This window comes from Streptomyces sp. NBC_01294 (assembly GCF_035917235.1).
In the GTDB taxonomy this organism is placed as follows: Bacteria; Actinomycetota; Actinomycetes; order Streptomycetales; family Streptomycetaceae; genus Streptomyces; species Streptomyces caledonius.
On sequence record NZ_CP108423.1, the window covers coordinates 4,671,735 to 4,692,962 of the forward strand.

Below are 21,228 nucleotides of genomic sequence, written 5' to 3' on the forward strand. Positions count from 1 at the left end.
GACGGGCTCCCAGCGGGTGGCCTGGTTGGATAGGGGCATGAGCAGCGGCAACCACCAAGAATCGGGCCTCTCCAAGAGTGTCTGGAGTGACACCGACTTCGAGGAGATGGGGTGGCACGACACCACCATCCACGGCCTGTACGTGCAACAGACCGACGACATCCCGCCGCGTCTGCTGCTCGACCTCGACTACATCGTCCGCTGGGTCCACCCAGTGCGGCCCGCGAAGAGTTTCTCCTTCTGGGTCTCCCCTGCGACGCTCGTCTTCGAAGACGTTTGGGCCCTTGAGGGGGAACTCGGGTTCAAGGACACGTCCCCGGAGCTGGAGATCGACGACGTGCACCGGTTGGTGCCGGACGACGGCAGGCAGGACCTGCCGCAATGGCACATTCAGGGTCACGCCTTCGACCTGAAGTTCCGCGCGTCGGGCTTCCGGCAGTACTTCCGGCATGTCCCACGACTCACCGCTACCCAGGTCCTGTCCAACGCCGAGCGCGGAGGCTGCTGCTTTACCGAGATCGGGTTCAGCTGAGCAAGCAAGGCGCCACAGCAACCACGGTGAACGACTTTCCCCTCACCGGATGCGTGCCGCGCGATGAAGTTGGATATCTCCGTGCAGTCGACGTATTCCCCACTTGGTGCAGCTCGCATCGCATCAGTCAGAGCAGAGCTCGGAGGGTGGTCAGGGTGGTCAGGGTGGTCGGGCAGTGCTGCCCGCCCTCACCCCCTCCTGTCACCCCGTCATGTTCCTTGTCGACCCCCGTACTCCTGCAGCGCGCGGCCCAGGCGGGATACGCCCTCGGTGATTTCGGGCGGGGTGTGCGTCGTGAAGGACAGGCGGAGGGTTCGGGGGTCCGGAGGGCCCGTGTAGAAGGGGGCTCCCGGGACGAAGGCGACGTCGTGGGCCACGGCCGTCTTGAGGAGGGCCGTCGCGTCGTGGTCCTCGGGGAGGCGGGCCCAGACGAACATGCCGCCCGCGGGCAGGTTCCACTCGCAGTCCGCCGAGAGGGTCCGGCTCAGGGCCTTCTGCAGGGCGTCCCGGCGTTCGCGGTACGCCGCGCGCACCGTGGCTATGTGGGCGTCCAGGTCCACCGTCGCGAGGTAGTGCGCCGCGGCCAGCTGGTCCACCGTGGACGTGTGGAGGTCCGCCGCCTGCTTCGCGACCACCGCGGCCCGGCGCAGCGCCGCCGGCGCCCGGAGCCAGCCCAGCCGCAGCCCCGGCGCCATGATCTTCGAGAAGCTGCCGAGCAGGGCCGTACGGTCCTCCGCGCCCGGTTGCGCCGCGAGCCACGGGACGTGGGAGCCCTCGTAGCGGAGCTCGCCGTACGGGTCGTCCTCCACCAGCCACAGCCCGAGGCGCGCGGCCGTCTCCGCCACCGCCGCCCGGCGGGCGGCCGGCAGGGTGCGTCCCGTCGGGTTCTGGAAGGTGGGGACGGTGTAGAGCAGCTTCGGCCGCTCCCGCGCGACGAGGTCCGCCAGCGCGTCCGGGAGGATGCCCTGCTCGTCGCAGGGCACGGGCACCACCCGCGCCCCCGCCAGCCCGAAGCACTGGAGCGCCGCCAGGTAGGTGGGATTCTCGACCAGCACCACGTCCCCGGGCTCGATCAGGGTGGCGGTGATGAGGGTGAGGGCCTGCTGGGAGCCCGAGGTGATGAGGACGTCGTCCGCGTCCGTCGGCAGGCCGCGGGCCTTTGCCCGGGCCGCGACGGCCTCGCGGAGTTCCGGCACGCCCTCGGTGGTCGAGTACTGGAGCGCGCGCCGCGCCGACACGGCGAACGCGGCGTCGTACGAGGCCCGCAGGCCCTCGGTGTCGAAGAGTTCGGGCGCGGGGAGGCCGCCGGCGAAGGAGATGATCCCGGGGCGTTGGGTGAGCGCGAGGATCTCGCGTACGGGGGAGCCCTCCACCGAGGTGGCGCGGGCGGCGAACGCGGGCGGCGGCGCAAGGGCCTTGGCGGTGGCGGCATCGGCAGCGGCAGCGGCGGACACGGGCAGCTCCTCCGGGAGACGGGTGCGCGCATCGTAGCGATGTGTGGTTGTAGACGGCATCTATATATCGGGTGGTGGGACGGGGCCCTCGCCGCCCGCTCTCGCCGTCCGGCCCGCCGTTGACCCGGCCCGCCTGTTCCTTCCCGCCTGTTCCTTCCCGTCCTTCCCGACCCCTCCCGATCTGACGCCACATCAGCTAGACCGTTCCCATGACGACAGGAGAGCAGAGCCCCCAGCAGGCCCCCCGGCAGAACCCGCCGCGCGACACCCGCGTCGACGACTACGCCGAGCTCGCGGCCGTAGGCCCCTACGGCGTCCGCCCCGGCCACGCGCTGATCACCATGGTGGAACCGCACCCGGGCCACGAGTACGCGTACAACCGCTGGTACGAGGACGACCACTACTACGCCGGCGCCATGGCCATGCCCTGGATGTACGCGGGCCGCCGCTGGGTGGCCACCCGCGAGCTCCAAGAGCTGCGCTACCCCGAGAAGTCGGCCGTCGCCCAGCCGGTCACCGCCGGCTGCTACATATCGACGTACTGGGTCACCGAGGGCCGCTACGACGAGCACATGAAGTGGACCGTCGGCATCAACAAGCGCCTGAACCGCGACGGGCGGGTCTACCAGGACCGCACCCACGTCTTCACGTCGTTCCAGGACCACGCGGCCACCGTCTACCGCGACGGCGCCGCCGGCCCGCGGGACTTCCACGCCCTCGACCACCCGTACGCCGGTCTGGTGGTCCAGGTCGTCGACGCCGACGGACCCGAGCAGCGGGCGGAGCTGCTGGAGTGGCTGCGCTCACGCGCCCTGCCGAAGCGGCTGCACGGTTCCCCGGCCGCGATGGTGACGGTCTTCCGGCCCACCCCGCTGCCCGGTGACCGGATGACGTACGTCAAGCAGGTCGAGGGGGTCGACACCCGTCTCACGCTGCTGTGGTTCCTCCAGGAGGACCCCCGGACCTGCTGGGACCGGTTCCAGGGGCTGGACACCGAGGTCGCGGAGGCGGGGCTGGGGCGGGTGGAGTTGGTGGCGCCGTTCATCCCGACGGTGCCGGGGACCGACCGCTACGTCGACCAACTGCGCTGAGGGGGCCGACGGCCAACCCGGCCGTACGCGGACATGGCCGAGCCCCCTCGGCCAAGACGGCGGACCGGTCGAGAGGGCTCTAGTCAGTGGTGCAGGTGGTGCAGGTGATGCTGGCGGTACAGGTGGTGCAGATCGATATGAGGGCGAGACGGTTGGGACGTGTCGTGATCTTCAGACGAGGCGTCCCAGCCGGCCCTCGGTGACGTCGGCGACGAACGAGGTCCAGGAGCCGGGCGCGAAGGTGAGGGACGGACCGTCCTGCACCTTCGAGTCGCGGACGGCGATGGCCTCCACGGCGGGGGACTTGACCTCGACGCAGGCGCCGTTGGCAGAGTAGGAGGACTTGATCCAGTTGGCCGTGGCGCCCTGACGAATAGCCATGTTTCTCTCCGGTGAGCGAGTAGTTCCGGTGTCTTGTCGGCCATTGCTCCGGCTGACCTGATCGACGCTACCCGCAGCTCCTGATAGGTGAAGTGGGCATTCACCCGACCGAGTGGCATATTCCGTTCAGGCCTTCTGTGGCTGGGGAGTGACGGTGTACCGTACCGACCCCTTCGCTTCCGGCCCCGTGCATCACGGGCTTATTCGCCCCTGTCCTGATATTTCTTGATGGTGTCGGAGATGAACTGACGGGTGTCGTCGACGTTGAGGGCCTGCGCGCGCAGGTGCTCGTACATCACGCTGTACTTCTGGACGTCGTTGGCCTTCTCCAGGTACAGGTCGCTCGTCACGCCCTCGATGTAGACGACCGTCGAGTCGGACGCGTCCGGGAACTCCAGGATCGCGTACTGGCCGTTGACGCCCGGATGCGCGCCCAGCGAGAAGGGCATCACCTGCACGGTGACGTGCGGCTGCTCCGACTGCTCTATCAAGTACTCGAGCTGCCGGATCATCAACTGGGAGTCGCCCACCCGCCGGCACAGCGCCGCCTCGTCGATGACCGCCCACAGGCGCAGCGGTCCGAGCTCCGGGTTGTTGTTCTCCGTCTCCGAGAGCCGCTTCTGCCGGTGCATGCGCACCTGGACCCGTTTGTCCACGTCGGCCGGGGCGGTCTCCGGCCACGCACCGCGGACGAGGGCCTGCGCGTACTCCGTGGTCTGGAGCAGCCCGGGGATCACCAGGGGCTCGTAGGTGCGCAGGCTGGCGGCGTCCGTCTCCAGGCCGATGTAGACGCTGTACGGGATGTCGCCGAAGGCGTGCCACCAGCCCTGCTGGCGGGAGTCCTTCGCCATCTGCATGAGGGAGTCGATGAGCCGGCGGTCCTCGACCTCGTACACGTCGCACAGGTCGCGGACGTCGCGCTGGCTGATGGAACGGCGGCCGTTCTCCAGCCGGCTGATCTTCGACTGGGAGACGAGGAGGCGCTCGGCGACCTGTTCGGCCGTCATGCCCTTGTCCTCGCGGAGCTTGCGCAACTCCATGCCCAGTCGGCGGCGTCGGACGGTGGGATTGACATTGGACGCCACGTGAACGGCACCTCCGCCTTCTTCTGTCGTGCAGCAGCTGTCTCTCTGCGTGTCTGGTGTTGAGCAGACTGCCACCGAAGCGGGCGGCGCCGCTGGGGAACGGCCGGGAAAACAGACGCGCGGGGTGGCGGGGTCGGCGAACCGGCCCCGCCACCCCGCGCGCTGGCGGCTCCCGAACCGGGTCTTTGCGGACGTCGGTCCCGGCGATGGCGTTGCGATGTGTTGCGCTGTATTGCGGTGGAACGGGACGGAGATGTGGTGCGGTGGAGCGGTGCGGACCCGGGGACCCGGGGATCCGAGGACCCGGAAATCCGGGATCCGGGACCCCGGGGATCCGGGCCTGCCACTGCGGGTGGATCAGTGCGCGGCCGCGCGGGCCATCGCACCCGTCCGGCGCGGCTGCAGCGGGACACTGCTCGCCGTGGCCCGGCCCGGCGGTGCCGGTGCGCGGTCACGGCGCGGCTGTACCGCCACACCGTTCTGGACGTCCATCACGGCATGCGCCACGAGTCCGCCCATCGGGTCGTGCCGGATCAGGTCCCGCAGCCGGGACCTGGACGACCGCCCCTCGTTGCCGGGGTACAGGTGCTTGCCGAGTCCGACCGCGTGGGCCAGTGCGGCAAGCGCCGCGGTCCGCGGGTCCGGCGGTACGCCGGTGCGGATCGCACTGTCGAGCCGGGCTCGGATCTCCCGGCTGATCTCCGTGTCCGTCGCCTGGTAGCGAGTTGTCGGCAACACTCCGCACATCTGACCCGCGACGGCATGGACCATGCCGCAGCGCTCCAGATGAGCGAGGTAAATCTGACGGAGCCCCAACCGGGGTCCGCCGATCCAGTGGACGGCCCGTACCGGGCTGCCGCGCCTGCGCAGCAGTTCCAGTGCGGAGTCCAGAGTCGGATCTCCTGTCGGCCGTGGCATCACCACGGCGATACGATCCCCATCAGGGGCTATCCGTCCTGCCAGAGCCAGCTCCACTAGCTGTGCCCCGGCCAGGCCGAGGTCGAGCGACTGCGGCTGCGCCGTGGTACCCGTGGCCGGGTCCAAGGCGAGCAGTAGAAGCTCCTCCGGAATTGTTCTGCGGCTCCTGCCCATCCATGCCTCCCCGCGTGGATGAGTGACAGGGTGACGCCTCTCACATTCATCTGTCGAGAGCGCGTGGCCGCTTTGTGGGGGAACCCGCAGCTATGTCGTTCTCGTCTAGCACGGGGGCGATGCTCCCGAGACGGGACACTGTTAGACATTCGGACAGCCGAACGTGGCGGCGATGGAGGAGGAACGGTGGCGGGCGAGTCCCCCGACAAGTCGGTAGATGCAGGAGCGCCGGGGGCGGCGGAGTCGTCCGCGGAGCATGATCCGAGGCTGTCGGTGTTCCGGCCGAGGGAACCCGAGGGCGGGGCCAAGGCCGTCGATGCCGGCGCCGATGCCGATGCCGATGTCGATTCCGACGCCGGCGAAGCGGGTGCCGCGGCGGAGACCGCAGCCGAAGCTGCCGTCGAGGCCGAGGCCGAGGCCGGTCGGCGGGATCCGCTGCGGGAGGCGGTGGCGGCCTGGGTGGCCACGACCGACGAATCCGCGCGGTCGGACGCCGATTCCGCGTCGGGCGAAGCCGCGGACACGGATTCCGTAGCCGCGGACACGGATTCCGTTTCTGTGGACGCGGATGAGTCCGCCGCCGACGTGAAGCCCGCGGACCGCGGGCGCAAGCCGGATGCCGCGCCGACGGGCGCCGCCGCTTCGGGTGCTCGCGCCGAACAGGCGGATGCGGACTCGGATTCAGATTCGGATTCCGGTTCTACTTCCGGTTCCGCTTCCGAGTCGGCCCCCGCCCCGGCCTCGGCAGGCGAGGCGAAGCCTGCGGGCGGCGCGCGCACTGCGGTCTTCCGTGCGCCGAAGTTCGATTCCGGTTCTACGTCCGACCCGGCTGCCGACGCGAAGTCCGCGGCTTCTGCCGCGGAGGAGCCGAAGCCTGCTCCTGCGGCTTCGGCGCCTGCTGACAGTGAGCGCACTGCCGTCTTCCGTGCCCCCCGGTTTGATTCCGCTTCTACGTCGGCCGCAGCTGCCGGCGCGAAGCCTTCGGCTCCCGCTGCGGAGGATTCGAAGCCTGTTCCCGCGGCTTCGGGGCCTGCTGACAGTGAGCGCACTGCGGTCTTCCGTGCCCCCCGGTTTGATTCCGCTTCTACGTCGGCCGCAGCTGCCGGCGCGAAGCCTTCGGCTCCTGCCGCGGAGAAGCCGAAGTCCGCTCCCGCGGCCGACGAGCCCGCGGACAGCGAGCGCACGGCCGTGTTCCGTGCCGTGAAGCCGGGTTCCGCTTCGACCCCCGCCGCGGCGCCGGTCCGTGAGCCCGAGCCCGCGGCCGAGGAGCCGGCGGACAGCGAGCGCACGGCCGTGTTCCGTGCCGTGAAGCCGGGTTCCGCTTCCGGCCCTGCCGCGGCCCCGGCCCGTGAGCCGCGGCCCGCGGCCGAGCGGCCTGCGGACAGCGAGAGCACCGCCGTCTTCCGGGCCCCGAAGCCCGCGCCCGCCCCCGCGACCGAGGAGGCGGCCGACAGCGAGCGCACGGCCGTCTTCCGCGCCGTGAAGCCGGACGCCGCCAAGCCGGACGCCTTCAGGCGGGACGCCGCCAAGCCGGACGCCGTGAAGCCGCCGACCGCCCCGTCATCGGGCGCCGCGCCGGATGCCGCCAAGTCGACGACGCCCGCGCCCCCCAAGGGCAGCACTTTCGTGCCCCTGCGTCCGCAGGGCGGCTCGTCCAGGCCCCAGGCCGGCCAGCTCCCTCCGAAGGCTCCGGCCCCTGCCGGCCCTCCGGCCCCTCCCGCCCCGGCTGCCCCCGCCGCCCCCTCGGCGTCCGTGTCCGCCGCCGAGCGGCTCGCGCGCTCCGAGCGGACCACCCAGCAGCCCCTGCCGCCCAAGCCGCCGCTCGACATGCTGGCGGACCTCACGAACAACCCGCCCCCGCCGCCGAGCCCGATGCGCACGGCCGTCCGGCGGTTCAAGATCTACGCCCCGCTCGTCGCGCTCCTGGCGATCATCCTGGCCGTCGTGCAGCTGGTGCGCCCGCTGCCCGAGCCGAAGCTCGTCATGACCGCGACGTCCTCGTACACCTTCGAGGGCTCCAAGCCCCAGCTGCCCTGGCCCTCCGAGGGCCAGGCCTACATGGCCGCAGCCGGCCTCGGCACGCTCGGCCAGTCCGGCGAGCAGAAGCCCGTGCCGATCGCCAGCGTCACCAAGTCGATGACGGCGTACATCATCCTGCGCGACCACCCCATCAAGAAGGGTGAGCAGGGCGCGATGATCGACATCGACAAGACGGCCGAGACCGAGGGCAAGAAGAACGACTCGGTCAACAACGAGTCCACCCTCGACACGGTCAAGGAGGGCGAGAAGATCTCGGAGTACGACGCGATCGCCGCCCTCATGATCCCGTCGGCCAACAACATCGCGCGGCTGCTCGCGCGCTGGGACGCCGGTTCCCAGGAGGCGTTCGTCAAGAAGATGAACGACACCGCCAAGGAACTCGGCATGACCAAGACCACGTACACGGACCCCTCGGGTCTGGACGCGACCACGGTCAGCACCGCCGAGGACCAGGTGAAGCTGGGCCTGAAGCTCGTGGAGATGGAGACGCTGCTCGACATCACCAAGAAGCCCAGCTGGGTCGACCCGTCCGGCAAGAACTGGCCGAACTGGAACCGCCTGGTTCCGTACAACGACTCGCTCGGCATCAAGACCGGTACGACGACGAAGGCCGGTGGAAACCTCCTCTTCGCCGCGCAGAAGAAGATCGGCAACACCAACCAGCTGATCGTCGGGGCCGTCCTCGGCCAGCACAAGGCGCCGATCATCGACACCGTCATCGCCGCGAGCAAGCAGCTCATGCTCGCCACCCAGAAGGCCCTCGAAGGCGCGACCGTCGTGAAGAAGGGCCAGGTCGTGGGCTACGTGGACGACGGCCTCGGCAACCGGACGCCGGTCGTGGCCACCGCCGACGTGCAGGCGGTCGGCTGGGCCTCGCTGACCGTCGACGTCAAGCTCGCGAACGGCGGCGGCAAGCTGCCGCAGACCGCGAAGGCCGGCACCGAGGTCGGTGTGCTGACCGTCGGCGAGGGTGCGAGCCAGGTCAAGGTGCCGGTGGCGCTGCAGAGCGACCTGGCCGCGCCGGGGATCGGCAGCAAGCTGACGCGCATCGGCTGACATCCGGTGAGAGCGTGGTTCCGGCGCCCCGGGCAACCCCGGGGCGCCGGGGCGCGTCTTGGCACCCGGGATGTGTGCGGGTGTGGGTGTGGGTGTGGGTGTGGACTGACGTGTTGGGGAGTGTGGCAGTGACCACCGCTGAGCAGCAGGGCCGGCGCCCGGAAGCCGTACCGCCGGCCGCCGGTGACGGCAACGGCGAAGGCGGCGGCTCCGGGACCCCCGAGCGCCCGGCCGCCACGCCGACCGCCTCCACACCGACCTCCACACCGACCTCCACACCGACCGCCGCCCCTGCCTCCGACACTGCCCCCGCGCCCACCCCCGCCCCCGCTCCCGGCGGCATATGGCCCCGCGGCCTCTTCCGGGCCGGCCTGGACCGGGCCCGGCGCCATCCGGTGGCCGTCGCGACCGTCCTCGCCGGCCTGCTGCACGTGTTCTGGTTCTTCAGCTTCGCCAACAGCGGCGGCGACCTGGCCGCGCAGGACGCCTGGGCCGAGTTCGTCGGCCGGCACCCCGATTCGGCGTACAACCTCGCCTGGTACGGCGGCATGCACCCCGTCTCGTACAGCGTGGTCTCGCCGTACCTCATGCACATGCTCGGCGTCCGGACCACGATGATGATCGCGGGCACCGTCTCGGCCGGCCTGCTGGCGATGATCCTGACCCGCTGCCGCGGCGCCGTGCGCGAGCCGCTGTGGCCCGCCCTGGCCGGGGTGTACGGGCTGCTGTGCAACGCGCTGTCCGGCCGCGTCACCTTCGGCCTCGGCGTGATGTTCGCGCTCGGCGCGGTCGCCGTCGTCTTCTGCTGGCCCCGCAAGTGGGCGGAGCGGCGCTGGGCCAAGGCCGCGGCGGCGGCCCCGCTGGCCGGCCTCGCGACGGCCGCCAGCCCGGTCGCCGGGCTCTTCCTCGGGGTGATCGCCGCCGCGCTGTTCCTGAGCGGGCGGCGCCCGGGCGCGTACGCGCTGGGGCTGGCGCCGGTGGCCGTGGTCGGGCTGTCCTCCTGGCTGTTCCCCTTCTCCGGGACGCAGCCGATGAAGCTGGGCTCGGCCGGGCTGCCGTTCGTGTTCGCGCTGCTGATCCTGTTCCTCGTCCCGAGGCGGTGGAAGACGGTCCGGATCGCCTCGGCCGTCTACGCCCTCGGCGTCTTCCTGACCTGGGTGATCGACTCCCAGGTCGGCTCGAACGTCACCCGGATGGTGATGCTGTTCGGCGGGGCCGTCCTGTTCGCGGCCCTCGCGTACGAGGTCCCGCGCTCGCGGCGCTGGTACGGGGTGCTGCTCGCCTTCGTCGGGCTGAACGCCTGGATCACCACCAACAGCATCACGGACATCGTCCGCACCACCCCGGTGGCCGCCTGGAACCGCGAGCTGGCCCCGCTCGTCGACCGGCTGCAGAAGGCGGGCGCCGACCGCGGCCGGGTCGAGGTGGTCCCGGCCAGCAGCCACCGCGAGTCCTCCGCCTTCCCCTCGTACGTGAACCTCGCGCGCGGCTGGAACCGGCAGGCCGACCTGGAGCGCAACCCGCTCTTCTACGACGACACCCTCACCGCCGAGAGCTACCGGGCCTGGCTTGAGCGCTGGGCCGTGCACTACGTGGTGCTGCCCGCCGACAAACCCGACTCGGGCGGTGAGGACGAGGCGAAGCTGGTGCGCGGGGGGCTCCCGTACCTCCAGCAGATCTGGGGCGACGCGAACTGGCAGCTGTTCAAGGTCCACGAGCCGACGGACCTGGTCACCGGACCGGCCACCGTGTCGCGGGCGGGCGCCGACCGCCTGGTCATCGACGTGAAGCAGGCCGGGCGGGTGCTGGTACGGATCCCGCACTCGCCGTGGCTGGGGCTGGTGGACGCGGCGGGCAAGCCGGTGCCGCCGCCGCAGGAGACCTTCGCCTCGAAGGCGCGGGGCGGGAGCGGGGAGGGCGGCGCGCTGCGCAAGCAGTACGCGAACACGGCGGGATGCCTGTTCAAGGCCGCTCCGGACGATTCCGGCGACGTGTGGACGGAGCTGCTGGCGCCGGCGCCGGGGGAGTACCGGGTGGCGGCGAAGTACCAGCTGCCGCGGGGGACGCCCTGCCCGGAGGACCTGGTGCACCAGACCCTGGGGCAGCCGAGCCGTCCGGCTCCGCCCCGTCCTTGATCCGAATTCTTTACGTGTCGGTCCGGGTGCGTTGGTCCGTTTATATGCATACGATCCCAGTAGTCCGATTGGGTGCTTCCCGAAGGAGTTGACGACGGGATGAACAAAGAGCAGAAGTGGGACGTCCGGGCGGCCATCGCGAAGGCGCAGGAGCAGGCACAGCCGCCGCGCCCTCCGGGTCACGGCTTCGACGGTCCGGTACGCAGCAAGGTCAAGGGTGGAATGCACACGAAGGCCGCGCTCAAGCGGGCCGGCACTCCGCAGGGCGACCGTATCGGCGAACGCAGCAGTGGCCTGAGCTGACCCTTCACGGGACGGCGCATTCGTGGTGGCACAGCCCTTCCGGTCCTGGCCGGGAGGGCTTCGTGCGTCTGCGCCCACCGAGCCACCTCGTCCACCTCGCCCGCCTCACGTGCCTCAGGTGCTTCGTGGGCCCTTGACGTCTTCGCAGGGGAGCAGCGACCGCGTCCCGGCGCTGCCCCGGTCGCGGCCGACCGGCATGAAGATCGACGCGGCGGGGGTGGACGCGCAGAAGATGGTCGACCTCGCGGTGGACCCGGCATCCGGCGAGCTCGGCGTGCCGAACGCCGACACCGACGCGGACAGTCCCGGCTGGTGGACCCAGGGCGTCACCCCGGGCGAGAAGGGCGTCTCCGTGCTCGTCGCGCACTTCGACACCAGGCACGGCCCGGCGCTGATGAGGGACGTCAAGAAGATCAGGCTCGGCGACCTCGTCGAGGTGCCGCGCGAGGACGGGACGACGGCCAGGTTCAAGATCCGCGAGATCGAGGACGTGGACAAGAGGAACTTCCCGACCGGCAAGGTCTACGGGGCCACCGACCGCCCCGAGCTGCGCCTGCTGACCTGCGGCGGCCCGCTGAAGGACGGGCACCGCACCAACAACGTCATCTTCTACGCCGACCCGGTGGCATGATCCCGCCGCACTGCCGCCGAAGGGGGCGCATTAACGTGACCCGTCGGGGGAGGGTCACCGGGACCTGATCGCCTCACCATCCGCGTCTCCCCACGCGAAGGACGGACGGGCCTCGAGGACCATGAAAGAGATGCGGCTGCCCGCCTGGACCTCCACCCTCACCTGGAAGGCCACGGTCTTCATCACCCTCATGTGCTGCGGGCTCGCGGCGCTGCTCGGGGGCCTCGTGCACAGCGCCATGACCCGCCAGACCGTCGGCACGGCGCGCGAGAAGGCGCTCACCAAGCTGGAGCGGACGATCGAGGCCTACGAGGCCGGCGCGCGCCTGCCGCGCGGCGAGGGCATCGATCCCGTGGGCCTGCCCCCGCGGCTGCGCGCCCTGGCCGTCGGCGGCAAGCGCGGCACGGCGGTCGGCGAGCACCGGGGCCGCGCCGCCATGTGGGCGGCGGGGCCCGCCGACCACGGCTCCGCGATAGCCGTCTCCGTGGACTTCCGCGCCGGCGAGCGGACCATCGCCGAACTGGACCGGGCCATCCTCGGTTCCTCGGGGCTCGCGATCGGAGGCACCCTCCTCATCGGCGCGTTCGTCGTCACCCGGATCACCCGGCGGCTGCACCTGACCGCGCAGGTGGCCCGCCGGATCAGCGCCGGCGACCTGGACGCCCGGGTCGACGACAGCCCGCGGAACAAGGACGAGGTGGCGGCCGTCTCCCGGGCCCTGGACACCATGGCCGCCTCGCTGCAGCGCAGGCTCGAAGCGGAACGGCGGTTCACGGCGGACGTCGCGCACGAGCTCCGCACCCCGCTGACCGGCCTGAACGCGGCCGCCGAGCTCCTGCCGCCGGGCCGCCCGGCCGAGCTCGTACGGGACCGGGTGCAGGCGATGCGCTCGCTGACCGAGGACCTGCTGGAGATCTCCCGGCTGGACACGCGCTGCGAACGCGTGGAGCTGGACTCGTACGACCTGGCGGACCTGGCGGCGCGCACGATCCGCGCATCCGGCACCGACACCCGCCTGGAGGTGCTCTCCTTCCTGCGGGTGGAGACGGACCGGCGCCGCCTGGAGCGGATCCTCGGCAACCTCGTCGCCAACGCGCACGGCCACGGCGCGGCCCCCGTCACGATCACGGTGGACGGCCGGACCCTGACCGTGACCGACGCCGGCCCCGGCTACCCGGAGTACCTCCTCACGACCGGCCCGCAGCGCTTCCGCACGGAGGGCACGAGCAAGGGCCACGGGCTGGGCCTGACGATCGCCGTCGGCCAGGCCCGGGCCCTCGGCGCCACCCTCGCCTTCCGCAACCGGGAGGAGGGCGGCGCCGAGGCCCGCGTCACGCTTCCAGAGCCCGCAGCACCGGGAGCAACTGCGCCTCCTCGGCGTCGAGATGAGCCTCCAGCTCCCGGCTCATCCGCTCCACCCGCTCGCTGAACCCGGCGCCCGGCGCGTCCAGCGCACGCGCCAACTCCTCCTGGAGACCGGCGATGACGCGGTGCTCGGCGCCGATCCGGCGGAAGAACTCCCGCAGGTGGGGGTGCTGTTGCTCCAGGTACGGGAAGAGGCCCGCGTCCTCGCTCGTGTGGTGGAACTCCAGCGTGTGGCAGAACGCCAGGCAGTGCTGGCGCAGTTGCAGCCCGAGCGAGGCGGGCCCGCCACCGCGCGGCTCCTCCTCGCGCACGAGTTCCCGTACGAGGGCCAGCTGGGCCCGCAGCCAGCCGTGCACGTCGAGCAGCTTCCCGGCGATCCCGCCCTCCCCGGCGGGGACCTCGTGCGTCCGCTGGAGCACCACGACGGGGATCACCCGCGCGGTGCCCGCCTGGTAATCCCCGTACCCGGGCTCCTCGCGCACGACGTGTGCGAACAGCTCGTCCCGCCGCGCCCCTTCGGCGGGCACGGCGACGGCCTCGTACTCCTCGGTCCCGGTCTCGACCTGGACGAGGGGACGCGCGAGCAGATTGTGGTACCAGGCGGGATGCCGGTCGGCCCCGCCCGCGGACCCGACGACGAGCAGGTGCCCGCCGGTGCCGCCCTCGCGGACGAAGCCGAGCGGGACGGTGTGCGGCTTGCCGGACCTGGCTCCGGTGGTGGTGAGAAGGATCAGCTCGGAACCTTCGAAGGGCCCGCCGACGCGGCCGGCGTTCGCCCTGAACTCTTCGATGACAACCTGATTGAACGATGCTGCATTGAATGACGACATGGAGTGTGGGTTTCCTCACGGTGTGTGTGCGTGCGATGGCAGCGAAACAACCGAGGGAGATCACCCGTAGCCGGTGGCGTACATGCCCATGGGCCCGGTCCTTCAACAACAGGTGCCTGCCCGACCACCGCCCGGCCCACATCTCAGTAGGCGGCGTCACGCGACACGGGCGCCATGCTAACCCCCACACGACGAGGACCCCCAGCCGTTTACGGCGGGGGGTCCTCGGGGGTGTGCCCTCGGCAGGATTCGAACCTGCGACACCGGCTTTAGGAGAGCCGTGCTCTATCCCCTGAGCTACGAAGGCGGGGGCTTGTCGGAAACGTTGCCGGAATCCGCAGAGGGATCGCGCGACCTGTCTCGACAAACATGCTGGTCAGATGACGTGCACACACCCGGGTGGAGATGTCCTCGCGGACACTTTCCCCGGCACGCGCCTGGTAGCCGTCTGACCGCTGACAGCCTAGCGGATCGTGCTGGGAGTGGTCGCATGGATTGCCGCAGGCGCGGGTCTGAGCCGAAGGCATGCCCTCGACCTGGGGGTTCTGAGGGGCTGAGGTGGTGGGCGCGGAGGCAGGGCGCGCTGCGGGGGCGAGGAGGGACGGCCCAGGCATCCGTTCTGTCCGCTTGCCCCCGCCGGGGTGCAAATGCGTCGACGGCCGCACCCTGGGGCGGGTGCGGCCGTCGTTGGGTTGAGGCACGTCAGGCGACGCGGAGCTCTTGCTGGGCGTTGCTGCGGGCTTCGAGGTGGATCTGGTGGCTGGTGGCGTTCTGGGAGAGGGCGAAGCCGAGAACGAAGATCTTCTGTCGCTCGACGCCGTAGGCGATCATGCGGCGGTTCCAGAGGCTCTGGTCGAACTGGCTGTGTACGGACTCGGAGTCGGCGCGGTAGGGATAGAGGAGCTGGTGGGTGAGGCTGGCCTCGGGGCACCCCTGTTCCCGCGTCCGTCGAAGGCCTGCTGCTGACGGCCGACCGCCTCCTCGACGGCGAACTCGCCGACGCCACCACCGCCGGCCGGCACCGCGGCGCCTGCCTCGCGCTGCGGACCGCGCTGGAGCTCTGCGTCGACCGGGTGCTGGACGCCGTGATGCCCGGTCTGTCCCGGACCACGGGGCGCGCCAAGCTGCTCCTCCTGCACTCCGTCGCGCCGGCCGAAACGGCCCGGAGGGCGAAGGCCCTCTGGTCCCAGCTGAGTCTGGGGTGCCACTACCACCTGTACGAGCTCGGACCCACGTACGACCAGGTGCGGGTCTGGCGGGCCGAGGCCGGCGGTCTCGTCCAGGAACTCGGCAACTGATCGTTCGTCACCGTCCGTTTTCTGATAGTTGTTTCACGGGGTACGGGCACATGCCCGTGGCGGTGTCCCCCGGCACCGCAGGGAGGACGCACATGAGCACCACCACTCGGGACGAGACCCTCGCCGGCGAGCAGCGGGCGGTGGACCACGCGTACGACTGCTACACCACGAAACTGGCCGAACTGAGCGGCACCTCGGCGGCCACCGCCTCGGCGAGCGGCAAGGACGGGATCGCCAACCGGGCCGAAGCGGAGGCTCGTGCAGAGGCTTACGGAGGGCTCGGCGATGAAGCCCTGGTCTTCTCCCGCGTCGACGCGCCGGAGGACCCGGGAGGAGATCCGCGTCCCTGGTACATCGGGCGCCGTAGCGTGCACGACGCCTCGCACGAGCCGGTGGTCCTGATGTGGACCAGCCCCCAGGCGAAGACCTGGATCGAGACCCGGCCCGAGAACCCGGGCGAGGTGGTCCTGCGCCGGCAGCTCCGCTGCGTACAGCGCATCGTCGAGGGCTACTTCGACGAGATCTCCCCGGCGGCACCCGTACCCGTACCCGTACCCGTACCCGTACCCGTACCCGAGCCCGTCGGCGTACCCGAGTCCGCCGACGTACCGGTGCCCCGCCAGGCCGCCGACGACAGCGTGGCGGAGGAGGCGGACGCGTCCCCCGCCCCGGAACGTACGTCGGCCCCCACGCCCGGCGATGTCGTACGACGGCAGCGGCGTAAGGCACCCCAGCCGGACGACTTCCTGCTGCAGGAGCTCCAGCGGTCGCGCGGCGGCCGGATGAGGGACATCGTCGAGACCATCCGCCGTGATCAGATGGCGCTGGTCACCGGCTCGCCCTCGGACATCCTCGTCGTGCAGGGCGGCCCCGGTACCGGCAAGTCGGCGGTCGGTCTCCACCGGGTGACCTGGCTCGTCAACAACGAGCACTTCAAGGCCCAGGACATCCTCGTCATCGGCCCCCACCAACGGTTCCTCGACTACGTCGGCCAGGTCCTCCCCACCCTCGGCACCCGGGACGTCAACGCCGTCCAGCTGGAACGACTGTGGGAGGGCGAGACCCTCGGTGTGGACTCCCCGAAGGCGCGTCTGGCGAAGTCGGGGGAAGGCATGGAGGCCGTACTGCGGCGCCGGGTCGAGAGCGACTACCGACCCGAGGCCCTCGACGCCCTCACCGTCGCCCCCTCCTACGAGGGCGACGAGCCCGGGGTCGTCGTCACCGCCGGCAGTACGACCCTCCGCGTGCCGAAGTCCGAGGTCCTCGCCCTCCTCGACCAGGCTCACGCCGGCGACGGGCCCTTCCGGGAGCGGCGGGACCGCTTCCGCGGCCTATTCGTCGACCGGCTGCTCCAAGAGCTCGCCGATGTCGCACCGCGCCGCGGACAGGCCGGCACGATCCGCCGCGACCTGGAACGCAACCGCCGGGTCGAGCGCCTCGTCGAACGTGTCTGGCCGTCCCCCGGACCCCGGGAGGCCCTGCGTAGCCTCTACGACTCGGCCGACCTCCTGCGGGACTGCGCCGACGGCATCCTCGACGAGGACGAGCAGGCAGCCCTGTTGCGGGCCCGCGCTGCCAGCGCCGACGCCGACCCGTGGACCCTCGACGACCACGTCTGCCTCGAAGAGCTTCGCGTGCTGATCAGCGGCGAGACCCCGCCGCGATACGGCCACATCGTTGTCGACGAGGCCCAGGACCTCACACCCATGCAGGCCCGCTCCCTGCGGCGGCGGTGTGCCGTGGGCGGCTCCATGACCGTCCTGGGCGACCTCGCGCAGGCGACGGGCGCCCACACCCCGACGAGCTGGGACCTGCTCGGCGCACTCCTCTCCGACCACGGCGACTGGAGCGTGGCTCAGCTCACCACCAGCTACCGCGTCCCCGCCGAGATCATGGAGTTCGTCGCCCCTCTCGCCCGCGTGGTCGCGCCGTCCCTGCCTTATCCACAGGCTGTCCGTGAGGCGGGCGTGGATGCCGTGCGGACCGTGGCGACCGAACCGTGGAAGTTGCTCGACGACACCTTCGCCCACGTGGCACGACTGGTGCGCACCAGCGATGGCAACAACCCCCGCTCCGTTGCCGTCATCGTTCCCGACGACTCCGACTGGCTGGACGCCATCAGCCACCGGATCCACGAGGGTGGCGACATCGCCGAGCGCGATCGCGATGCCGTGTCCGTGCTGGCCGCCGCGCAGGCCAAGGGAATGGAGTACGACCACGTCCTGGTCGTCGAGCCCGCGACGATCGCCGACCGTGGTCCGGCCGGGCTGCGTCAGCTGTACGTGGCCCTCACCCGCAGCACCCAAAGCCTGACGGTCCTGCACACCGCCGCGTTGCCGGAGGCGCTCACCGCATCCGCGGACGACTCCGAACCCGCGGCACCGGACGTCCGGCCGGCGGGCGCGGCGGAAAGCCTTCCCCGGATCGGCAGCGATGTCCGGGTCGAGGTCGTGGGCCACGTCTCTGGCGGTCGTTACAAGGTCAGGCCGCTGTCTCCGGTGATCGGTCGGCCGCTCGTGCTCACCGTCCGCCAAGGATCGGTTCCGCCGCGCCGGGGTGACAAGCTGGACTGCTGGGTGTTCGCGAACGACACGAGTCAGACGGTGCTCACCGCCGATCAGCGTGGCCGGTCGCCCGTCTCGGAGCGGATGGCGGGGCGCTATCTCGCGGCGCTGGACGTGCTGGGAGAGCTGACCGGCAGCGACGGCGACGTTCCCGAGGCCCGCAGCCGCCTCTCCGAACTCCAGGGCATGGCCAACCGCATCCTTCGCCGGGACCAGGCCGACTGGGTCGACGTGTTTCACCTGTTCGGTGATCCGGACAGAGAGCGACTCGGAGTTCTTCGAGACCTTGCCGCGACGACCAACCGTGCGCTCAAGGAGGGCACTTTCGACGCAGGTCGGTTCGCGGAGGGGCTGGATGCTTCCGGCTGGGCAGGGCCCCTCGCTGAAGCACGGCGAGAGCTCCAGGAGCGCTTCAGCATGGCGACGAAGCCGAACTCTGACGGCGCGATCCCCGTAGCCCCGACCCAACCAGATCAGAAGGAAGAGGTGCAGATGACCACCGCGGACACCGCCGACGCAACACCGGCTGCGACCACGAAGGACGGTTTCCTCCGCGCGCTGGAAGCGGCTGCCGGGGCCGACCGTACGTGCAAGAAGCACGAGGCGGTCCGTCATGCGCTGAAGGCATCACTTCTCTGGGCGGACCTCCAGCCGGCCGACTCCTCGGTGGTCGACGTCAGCTGCGTCACCCAGCACGGTCTCTTCCTCTACGAGGCCCTGGGTGCAGGCTGCTCCACCTATGCGGACCTGCGATCGGGCGCGACCCGCCTGCTCGAGATCAACCACACGCTGCCCGCGCCGGCCGACGGTCTCTACCTTGTCCTCTCCGAACCGCCTGCCGAAGACTGGTCTGTAGACACGATTCGCGACGTCTTCCGTGTCAATGTCATCTGGCGCAGCCCGACCGGCTGGGGCGGCGACAACGCGCACACCGCCTTCGGCTCCTCCGGGGTGAGCAATCACCAGTAGCCGTCGGTCTCTCTTTGCTGAGCGCCTGCGAGTTGCGGCCCTGGTTGCCGGGGCCAGCGCTTCATCAGGGCGTCTGAACTGCTCGACTTCACTCCCAACCCCGCGGTGTCACCTACTTCTGCTGCCCCTGCTCCAGCAGGCGCAGGCGAGAACTGAACGGGGCCCTCGGGAATTCACTCCTCGATGTATCCGGTGGTCAGCGGGACGATGCACTCAGGGTGGATCTCCCGCCTCCGTCTTCGTAGGTCTGCGACGCCCCCATCGAGAGTGCGTGGGTGAACTCTGCTCGATTGCCCGCCCCTCGGTGTCGCTGATGCGGACGATGAAGACACGTGGCGGGCGCGACCGGGTTGACGTGTGCTGGCAACACCGCTGTCTCCGCGGATGGCTGGGTGTCAGACCGCACCGCGGCTTTTTCGGGCGTCAGTCGACCCCTCTCAGGTAGACGCGGCTGCTCCGTTCGTCGATCTGCGCCACCGCGACCTTGAGCCAGTTCAGGTCGCCCTTGCAGGGAGCGCACACCTGCCCCTCCCGGACCTTGGGAAGCGAATCCGGTTCCGGCAGCCCCAGGCGTGCGAACGGCGTGGCCGGTGTTGCCTCGGCGGCGAAGGGCTGCTCGCGCAGTCTGAGGGGCTGCTCCGGCTTCAGCTGGGTGAGGAAGGGCTCCACGGCTTCCGCAGGCAGGACGAAGGACAGGATCAACCCGTCGTCCTGGAACCCACTGCGGTGCGCCGCGAGGGCACCGGTCGCAGTCGAGGGGATCTCCACGTGAAGGGTCCGGGCGACGGACTCAGTGGTGGCCCCCTCGACCCAGTTGGACGTCCCCGGGTCCGCCGAGCGGCCGCCTTCCCTGCCGCCACCGCCGGACGCCCCGGAGCATCCGGCGGCGAGCGCGCCGAGCACCACCGCCGCCACGGCGAGCGCCGGGGCGCGCCCCGGGCGTTGCGCGCGGATCATCGGGCCGCCTCGTTACGGCCGATGTCCGTGCGGGTGCCGTCCCGCCCCGCGTCCTCGGGAGCGGGCCAGGACCCTCCCGCCGACAGATCGTGCCGCTGCACCGAGCTGCTTCCTCGCATGTCGAACTCCCTGGCCAGCCCTGTCGTGTGCATGCGGGCCATGTCGGCATCGGTGACGGTGGTCGGTCCGATCGGCGTGGCCTTGATTCCGTCCCAGTTGTAGCGGTCCCACACATTGACCTGGTAGTCGATGCTGACCTGCGGTTTCCCATCGGGTCCGGGGACGGCGGTGACCACCCCGGTCGTGTTGGTCATGCCGCTGCCTACGGCTAGGTACCAGTTGTTTGTGCCGTCCGGGCCCTTTTCGTGTTCGTATCCGCTGCTGCCGGATTCCACGGGGATGGCGACAGGCTTGCCGCCTGACTTCTCGAAGGCATCCAGTGCCTGGCGCCGCCACTCGTCCTGCTCCGTGGCGCGGATCCGCGCCACCTGGTCCCTCAGGGCCGGGTCGTCGGCCAGCATGCGATCGACGTCCAGGTCGAGCGTTCTGCCGGTGCCTTGGAGGTAGTGATCCATGTGCCGGGCCGCGTCGGTCTTGCCCATGAAGTCGCCGGAGTTGGAAATGCCGTAGGCCTGGATCTGTTTCCAGTAGTCCGACATGCCTGGCGATTCGACGTCGTACCGTCCAGCGCCGTCGTCCGCGGCGACCCGCTTGACCTGAGGCCGGAGCAGGCCGGCCGCCAGGAGGTCGTCCCGGTGCTGGGTCCACAGCTGGGCCCGGGCCTCGGGGCCGAGGGACTGCCAGAGCCGCTGCAGCTCCTTCCGCTGTTTGGTGTCGGCCTCCTCGCCGAGTCCGGCCAGTTTCAGTGCTCGCGGGAGCATCTCCTGGTCGAGGGAGGTGTACGTCGCATGGCCGGCGTTGTGCGGATCCGCGCCGTGGCTGCCGCGCAAAGCGCGTACGGCAGCGGCATCGACCTCGGCCGCATGGCTCACCACTCCGCTCAGGGTGTCGGCGTACCAGCGCATGAGGTCCTGCTTGCGCTGGCCGGGCCCGTCCACCTCGCAGACCAGGGCATCCTCGAGCGTCACCGCTCCGCCTTGCCCCACACGGACGTTGAAGCCTGCCTCCTTGGCGTCGGCGGTCACGTTCTTCGCCTGCTGCTGGATGGCCACCAGTTCGGAGTGGGCGTCCTGGAGGACGCTGAAGATGCTCTTGGCCTCCGTGTGGAGGTCCTCTATCTCCTTGACCGTCTTGCCGACGAAGGCGCGCGTCACACCGGCGTTCACGCCTTCCCAACGGGCCTTCTCGGCCTTGGCCTTTGCCCCGTCGCGCGCCTGTCCCCCCAGGCTCTGCAGAGCGTCGGCCGTGAGCTTCCAGTCCTGAACGGCGGATCCCAGCTTCGTGAGGTCGAGTTCCATGAGGTCCGAGTAGTCCATGCCGTGCTC

17 protein-coding genes and 1 tRNA gene are annotated in these 21,228 nt (G+C 70.7%); 9 read left to right on the forward strand and 9 right to left on the reverse strand.

The genetic code is table 11. The features are described from left to right. Positions 1 to 37 precede the first annotated feature (37 nt). A complete protein-coding gene (locus OG534_RS21225; RefSeq protein ID WP_326589814.1) occupies positions 38 to 532 on the forward strand; it encodes a hypothetical protein in 495 nt (164 codons plus the stop codon). Positions 533 to 741: 209 nt separating this feature from the next. Here OG534_RS21225 and OG534_RS21230 read toward each other — a convergent pair whose 3' ends face one another. Beyond that, complete coding sequence (locus tag OG534_RS21230; RefSeq protein WP_442807234.1) at positions 742 to 1,992, reverse strand: aminotransferase-like domain-containing protein; 1,251 nt, start codon at positions 1,990 to 1,992, stop codon at positions 742 to 744. A 203-nt stretch (positions 1,993 to 2,195) separates the two neighbouring features. Between OG534_RS21230 and OG534_RS21235 the strand changes: the two genes are divergently transcribed. Beyond that, entirely contained in the window at positions 2,196 to 3,077 is an 882-nt protein-coding gene (locus OG534_RS21235; RefSeq protein ID WP_326589817.1) for a hypothetical protein, read from the forward strand. A gap of 171 nt (positions 3,078 to 3,248) precedes the next feature. Here the strand turns inward: OG534_RS21235 and OG534_RS21240 are convergent, their stop codons facing one another. The 3 genes from OG534_RS21240 to OG534_RS21250 form a co-directional block, all read right to left on the reverse strand. Then, complete coding sequence (locus tag OG534_RS21240) at positions 3,249 to 3,458, reverse strand: DUF397 domain-containing protein (protein WP_326589819.1); 210 nt, start codon at positions 3,456 to 3,458, stop codon at positions 3,249 to 3,251. A gap of 200 nt (positions 3,459 to 3,658) precedes the next feature. Then, complete coding sequence (locus OG534_RS21245; protein ID WP_326589820.1) at positions 3,659 to 4,543, reverse strand: helix-turn-helix domain-containing protein; 885 nt, start codon at positions 4,541 to 4,543, stop codon at positions 3,659 to 3,661. A gap of 357 nt (positions 4,544 to 4,900) precedes the next feature. Continuing rightward, on the reverse strand, positions 4,901 to 5,635 hold the full coding sequence (locus OG534_RS21250; RefSeq protein WP_326589821.1) for a GOLPH3/VPS74 family protein: 735 nt from the start codon (positions 5,633 to 5,635) through the stop codon (positions 4,901 to 4,903). A 1,188-nt stretch (positions 5,636 to 6,823) separates the two neighbouring features. Here OG534_RS21250 and OG534_RS21255 point away from each other — a divergent pair. The 5 genes from OG534_RS21255 to OG534_RS21275 all read left to right on the forward strand — a co-directional run bounded on the left by OG534_RS21255 (position 6,824) and on the right by OG534_RS21275 (position 13,229). Then, the gene (locus OG534_RS21255; RefSeq protein WP_326589822.1) at positions 6,824 to 8,731 is read left to right on the forward strand and encodes a D-alanyl-D-alanine carboxypeptidase family protein; all 1,908 of its coding nucleotides are present in this window, start codon (positions 6,824 to 6,826) and stop codon (positions 8,729 to 8,731) included. Positions 8,732 to 8,859: 128 nt separating this feature from the next. Next, on the forward strand, positions 8,860 to 10,866 hold the full coding sequence (locus tag OG534_RS21260) for an MFS transporter (RefSeq protein WP_442807116.1): 2,007 nt from the start codon (positions 8,860 to 8,862) through the stop codon (positions 10,864 to 10,866). A 99-nt stretch (positions 10,867 to 10,965) separates the two neighbouring features. After that, positions 10,966 to 11,169 carry a hypothetical protein gene (locus tag OG534_RS21265; RefSeq protein WP_326589824.1) on the forward strand — a complete coding sequence of 68 codons (204 nt, stop codon included), beginning with the start codon at positions 10,966 to 10,968 and terminating at the stop codon, positions 11,167 to 11,169. A gap of 133 nt (positions 11,170 to 11,302) precedes the next feature. Beyond that, positions 11,303 to 11,800, forward strand: a complete 498-nt coding sequence (locus OG534_RS21270; protein ID WP_326589825.1) for a sortase domain-containing protein — start codon at positions 11,303 to 11,305, stop codon at positions 11,798 to 11,800. A 121-nt stretch (positions 11,801 to 11,921) separates the two neighbouring features. Next, complete coding sequence (locus tag OG534_RS21275) at positions 11,922 to 13,229, forward strand: HAMP domain-containing sensor histidine kinase (RefSeq protein ID WP_326589827.1); 1,308 nt, start codon at positions 11,922 to 11,924, stop codon at positions 13,227 to 13,229. Here the strand turns inward: OG534_RS21275 and OG534_RS21280 are convergent. From OG534_RS21280 to OG534_RS21290, 3 genes are all read right to left on the reverse strand, one after another. Further along, positions 13,132 to 13,995, reverse strand: coding sequence for a nitroreductase/quinone reductase family protein (locus OG534_RS21280; RefSeq protein ID WP_326589828.1), 864 nt, complete (start codon positions 13,993 to 13,995; stop codon positions 13,132 to 13,134). The genes OG534_RS21275 and OG534_RS21280 overlap by 98 nt on opposite strands. A gap of 234 nt (positions 13,996 to 14,229) precedes the next feature. After that, positions 14,230 to 14,302: transfer RNA gene (locus OG534_RS21285), tRNA-Arg, on the reverse strand. Positions 14,303 to 14,697: 395 nt separating this feature from the next. Beyond that, a complete protein-coding gene (locus OG534_RS21290; RefSeq protein ID WP_326589830.1) occupies positions 14,698 to 14,826 on the reverse strand; it encodes a hypothetical protein in 129 nt (42 codons plus the stop codon). Positions 14,827 to 15,083: 257 nt separating this feature from the next. Here OG534_RS21290 and OG534_RS21295 point away from each other — a divergent pair, with 257 nt between their 5' ends. Together OG534_RS21295 and OG534_RS21300 are read left to right on the forward strand one after the other, a co-directional pair. Next, positions 15,084 to 15,293 carry a hypothetical protein gene (locus OG534_RS21295; RefSeq protein ID WP_326589832.1) on the forward strand — a complete coding sequence of 70 codons (210 nt, stop codon included), beginning with the start codon at positions 15,084 to 15,086 and terminating at the stop codon, positions 15,291 to 15,293. A 92-nt stretch (positions 15,294 to 15,385) separates the two neighbouring features. Beyond that, positions 15,386 to 18,826 (forward strand): ATP-binding domain-containing protein, encoded by a 3,441-nt coding sequence (locus OG534_RS21300; RefSeq protein ID WP_326589834.1) that lies wholly within the window; start codon positions 15,386 to 15,388, stop codon positions 18,824 to 18,826. A gap of 423 nt (positions 18,827 to 19,249) precedes the next feature. Here the strand turns inward: OG534_RS21300 and OG534_RS21305 are convergent, their stop codons facing one another. Beyond that, the gene (locus OG534_RS21305; RefSeq protein WP_326589836.1) at positions 19,250 to 19,783 is read right to left on the reverse strand and encodes a hypothetical protein; all 534 of its coding nucleotides are present in this window, start codon (positions 19,781 to 19,783) and stop codon (positions 19,250 to 19,252) included. After that, positions 19,780 to 21,219, reverse strand: a complete 1,440-nt coding sequence (locus OG534_RS21310; RefSeq protein WP_326589837.1) for a hypothetical protein — start codon at positions 21,217 to 21,219, stop codon at positions 19,780 to 19,782. The genes OG534_RS21305 and OG534_RS21310 overlap by 4 nt, the downstream gene beginning before the upstream one ends. Between the last annotated feature and the right edge of the window lie 9 nt (positions 21,220 to 21,228).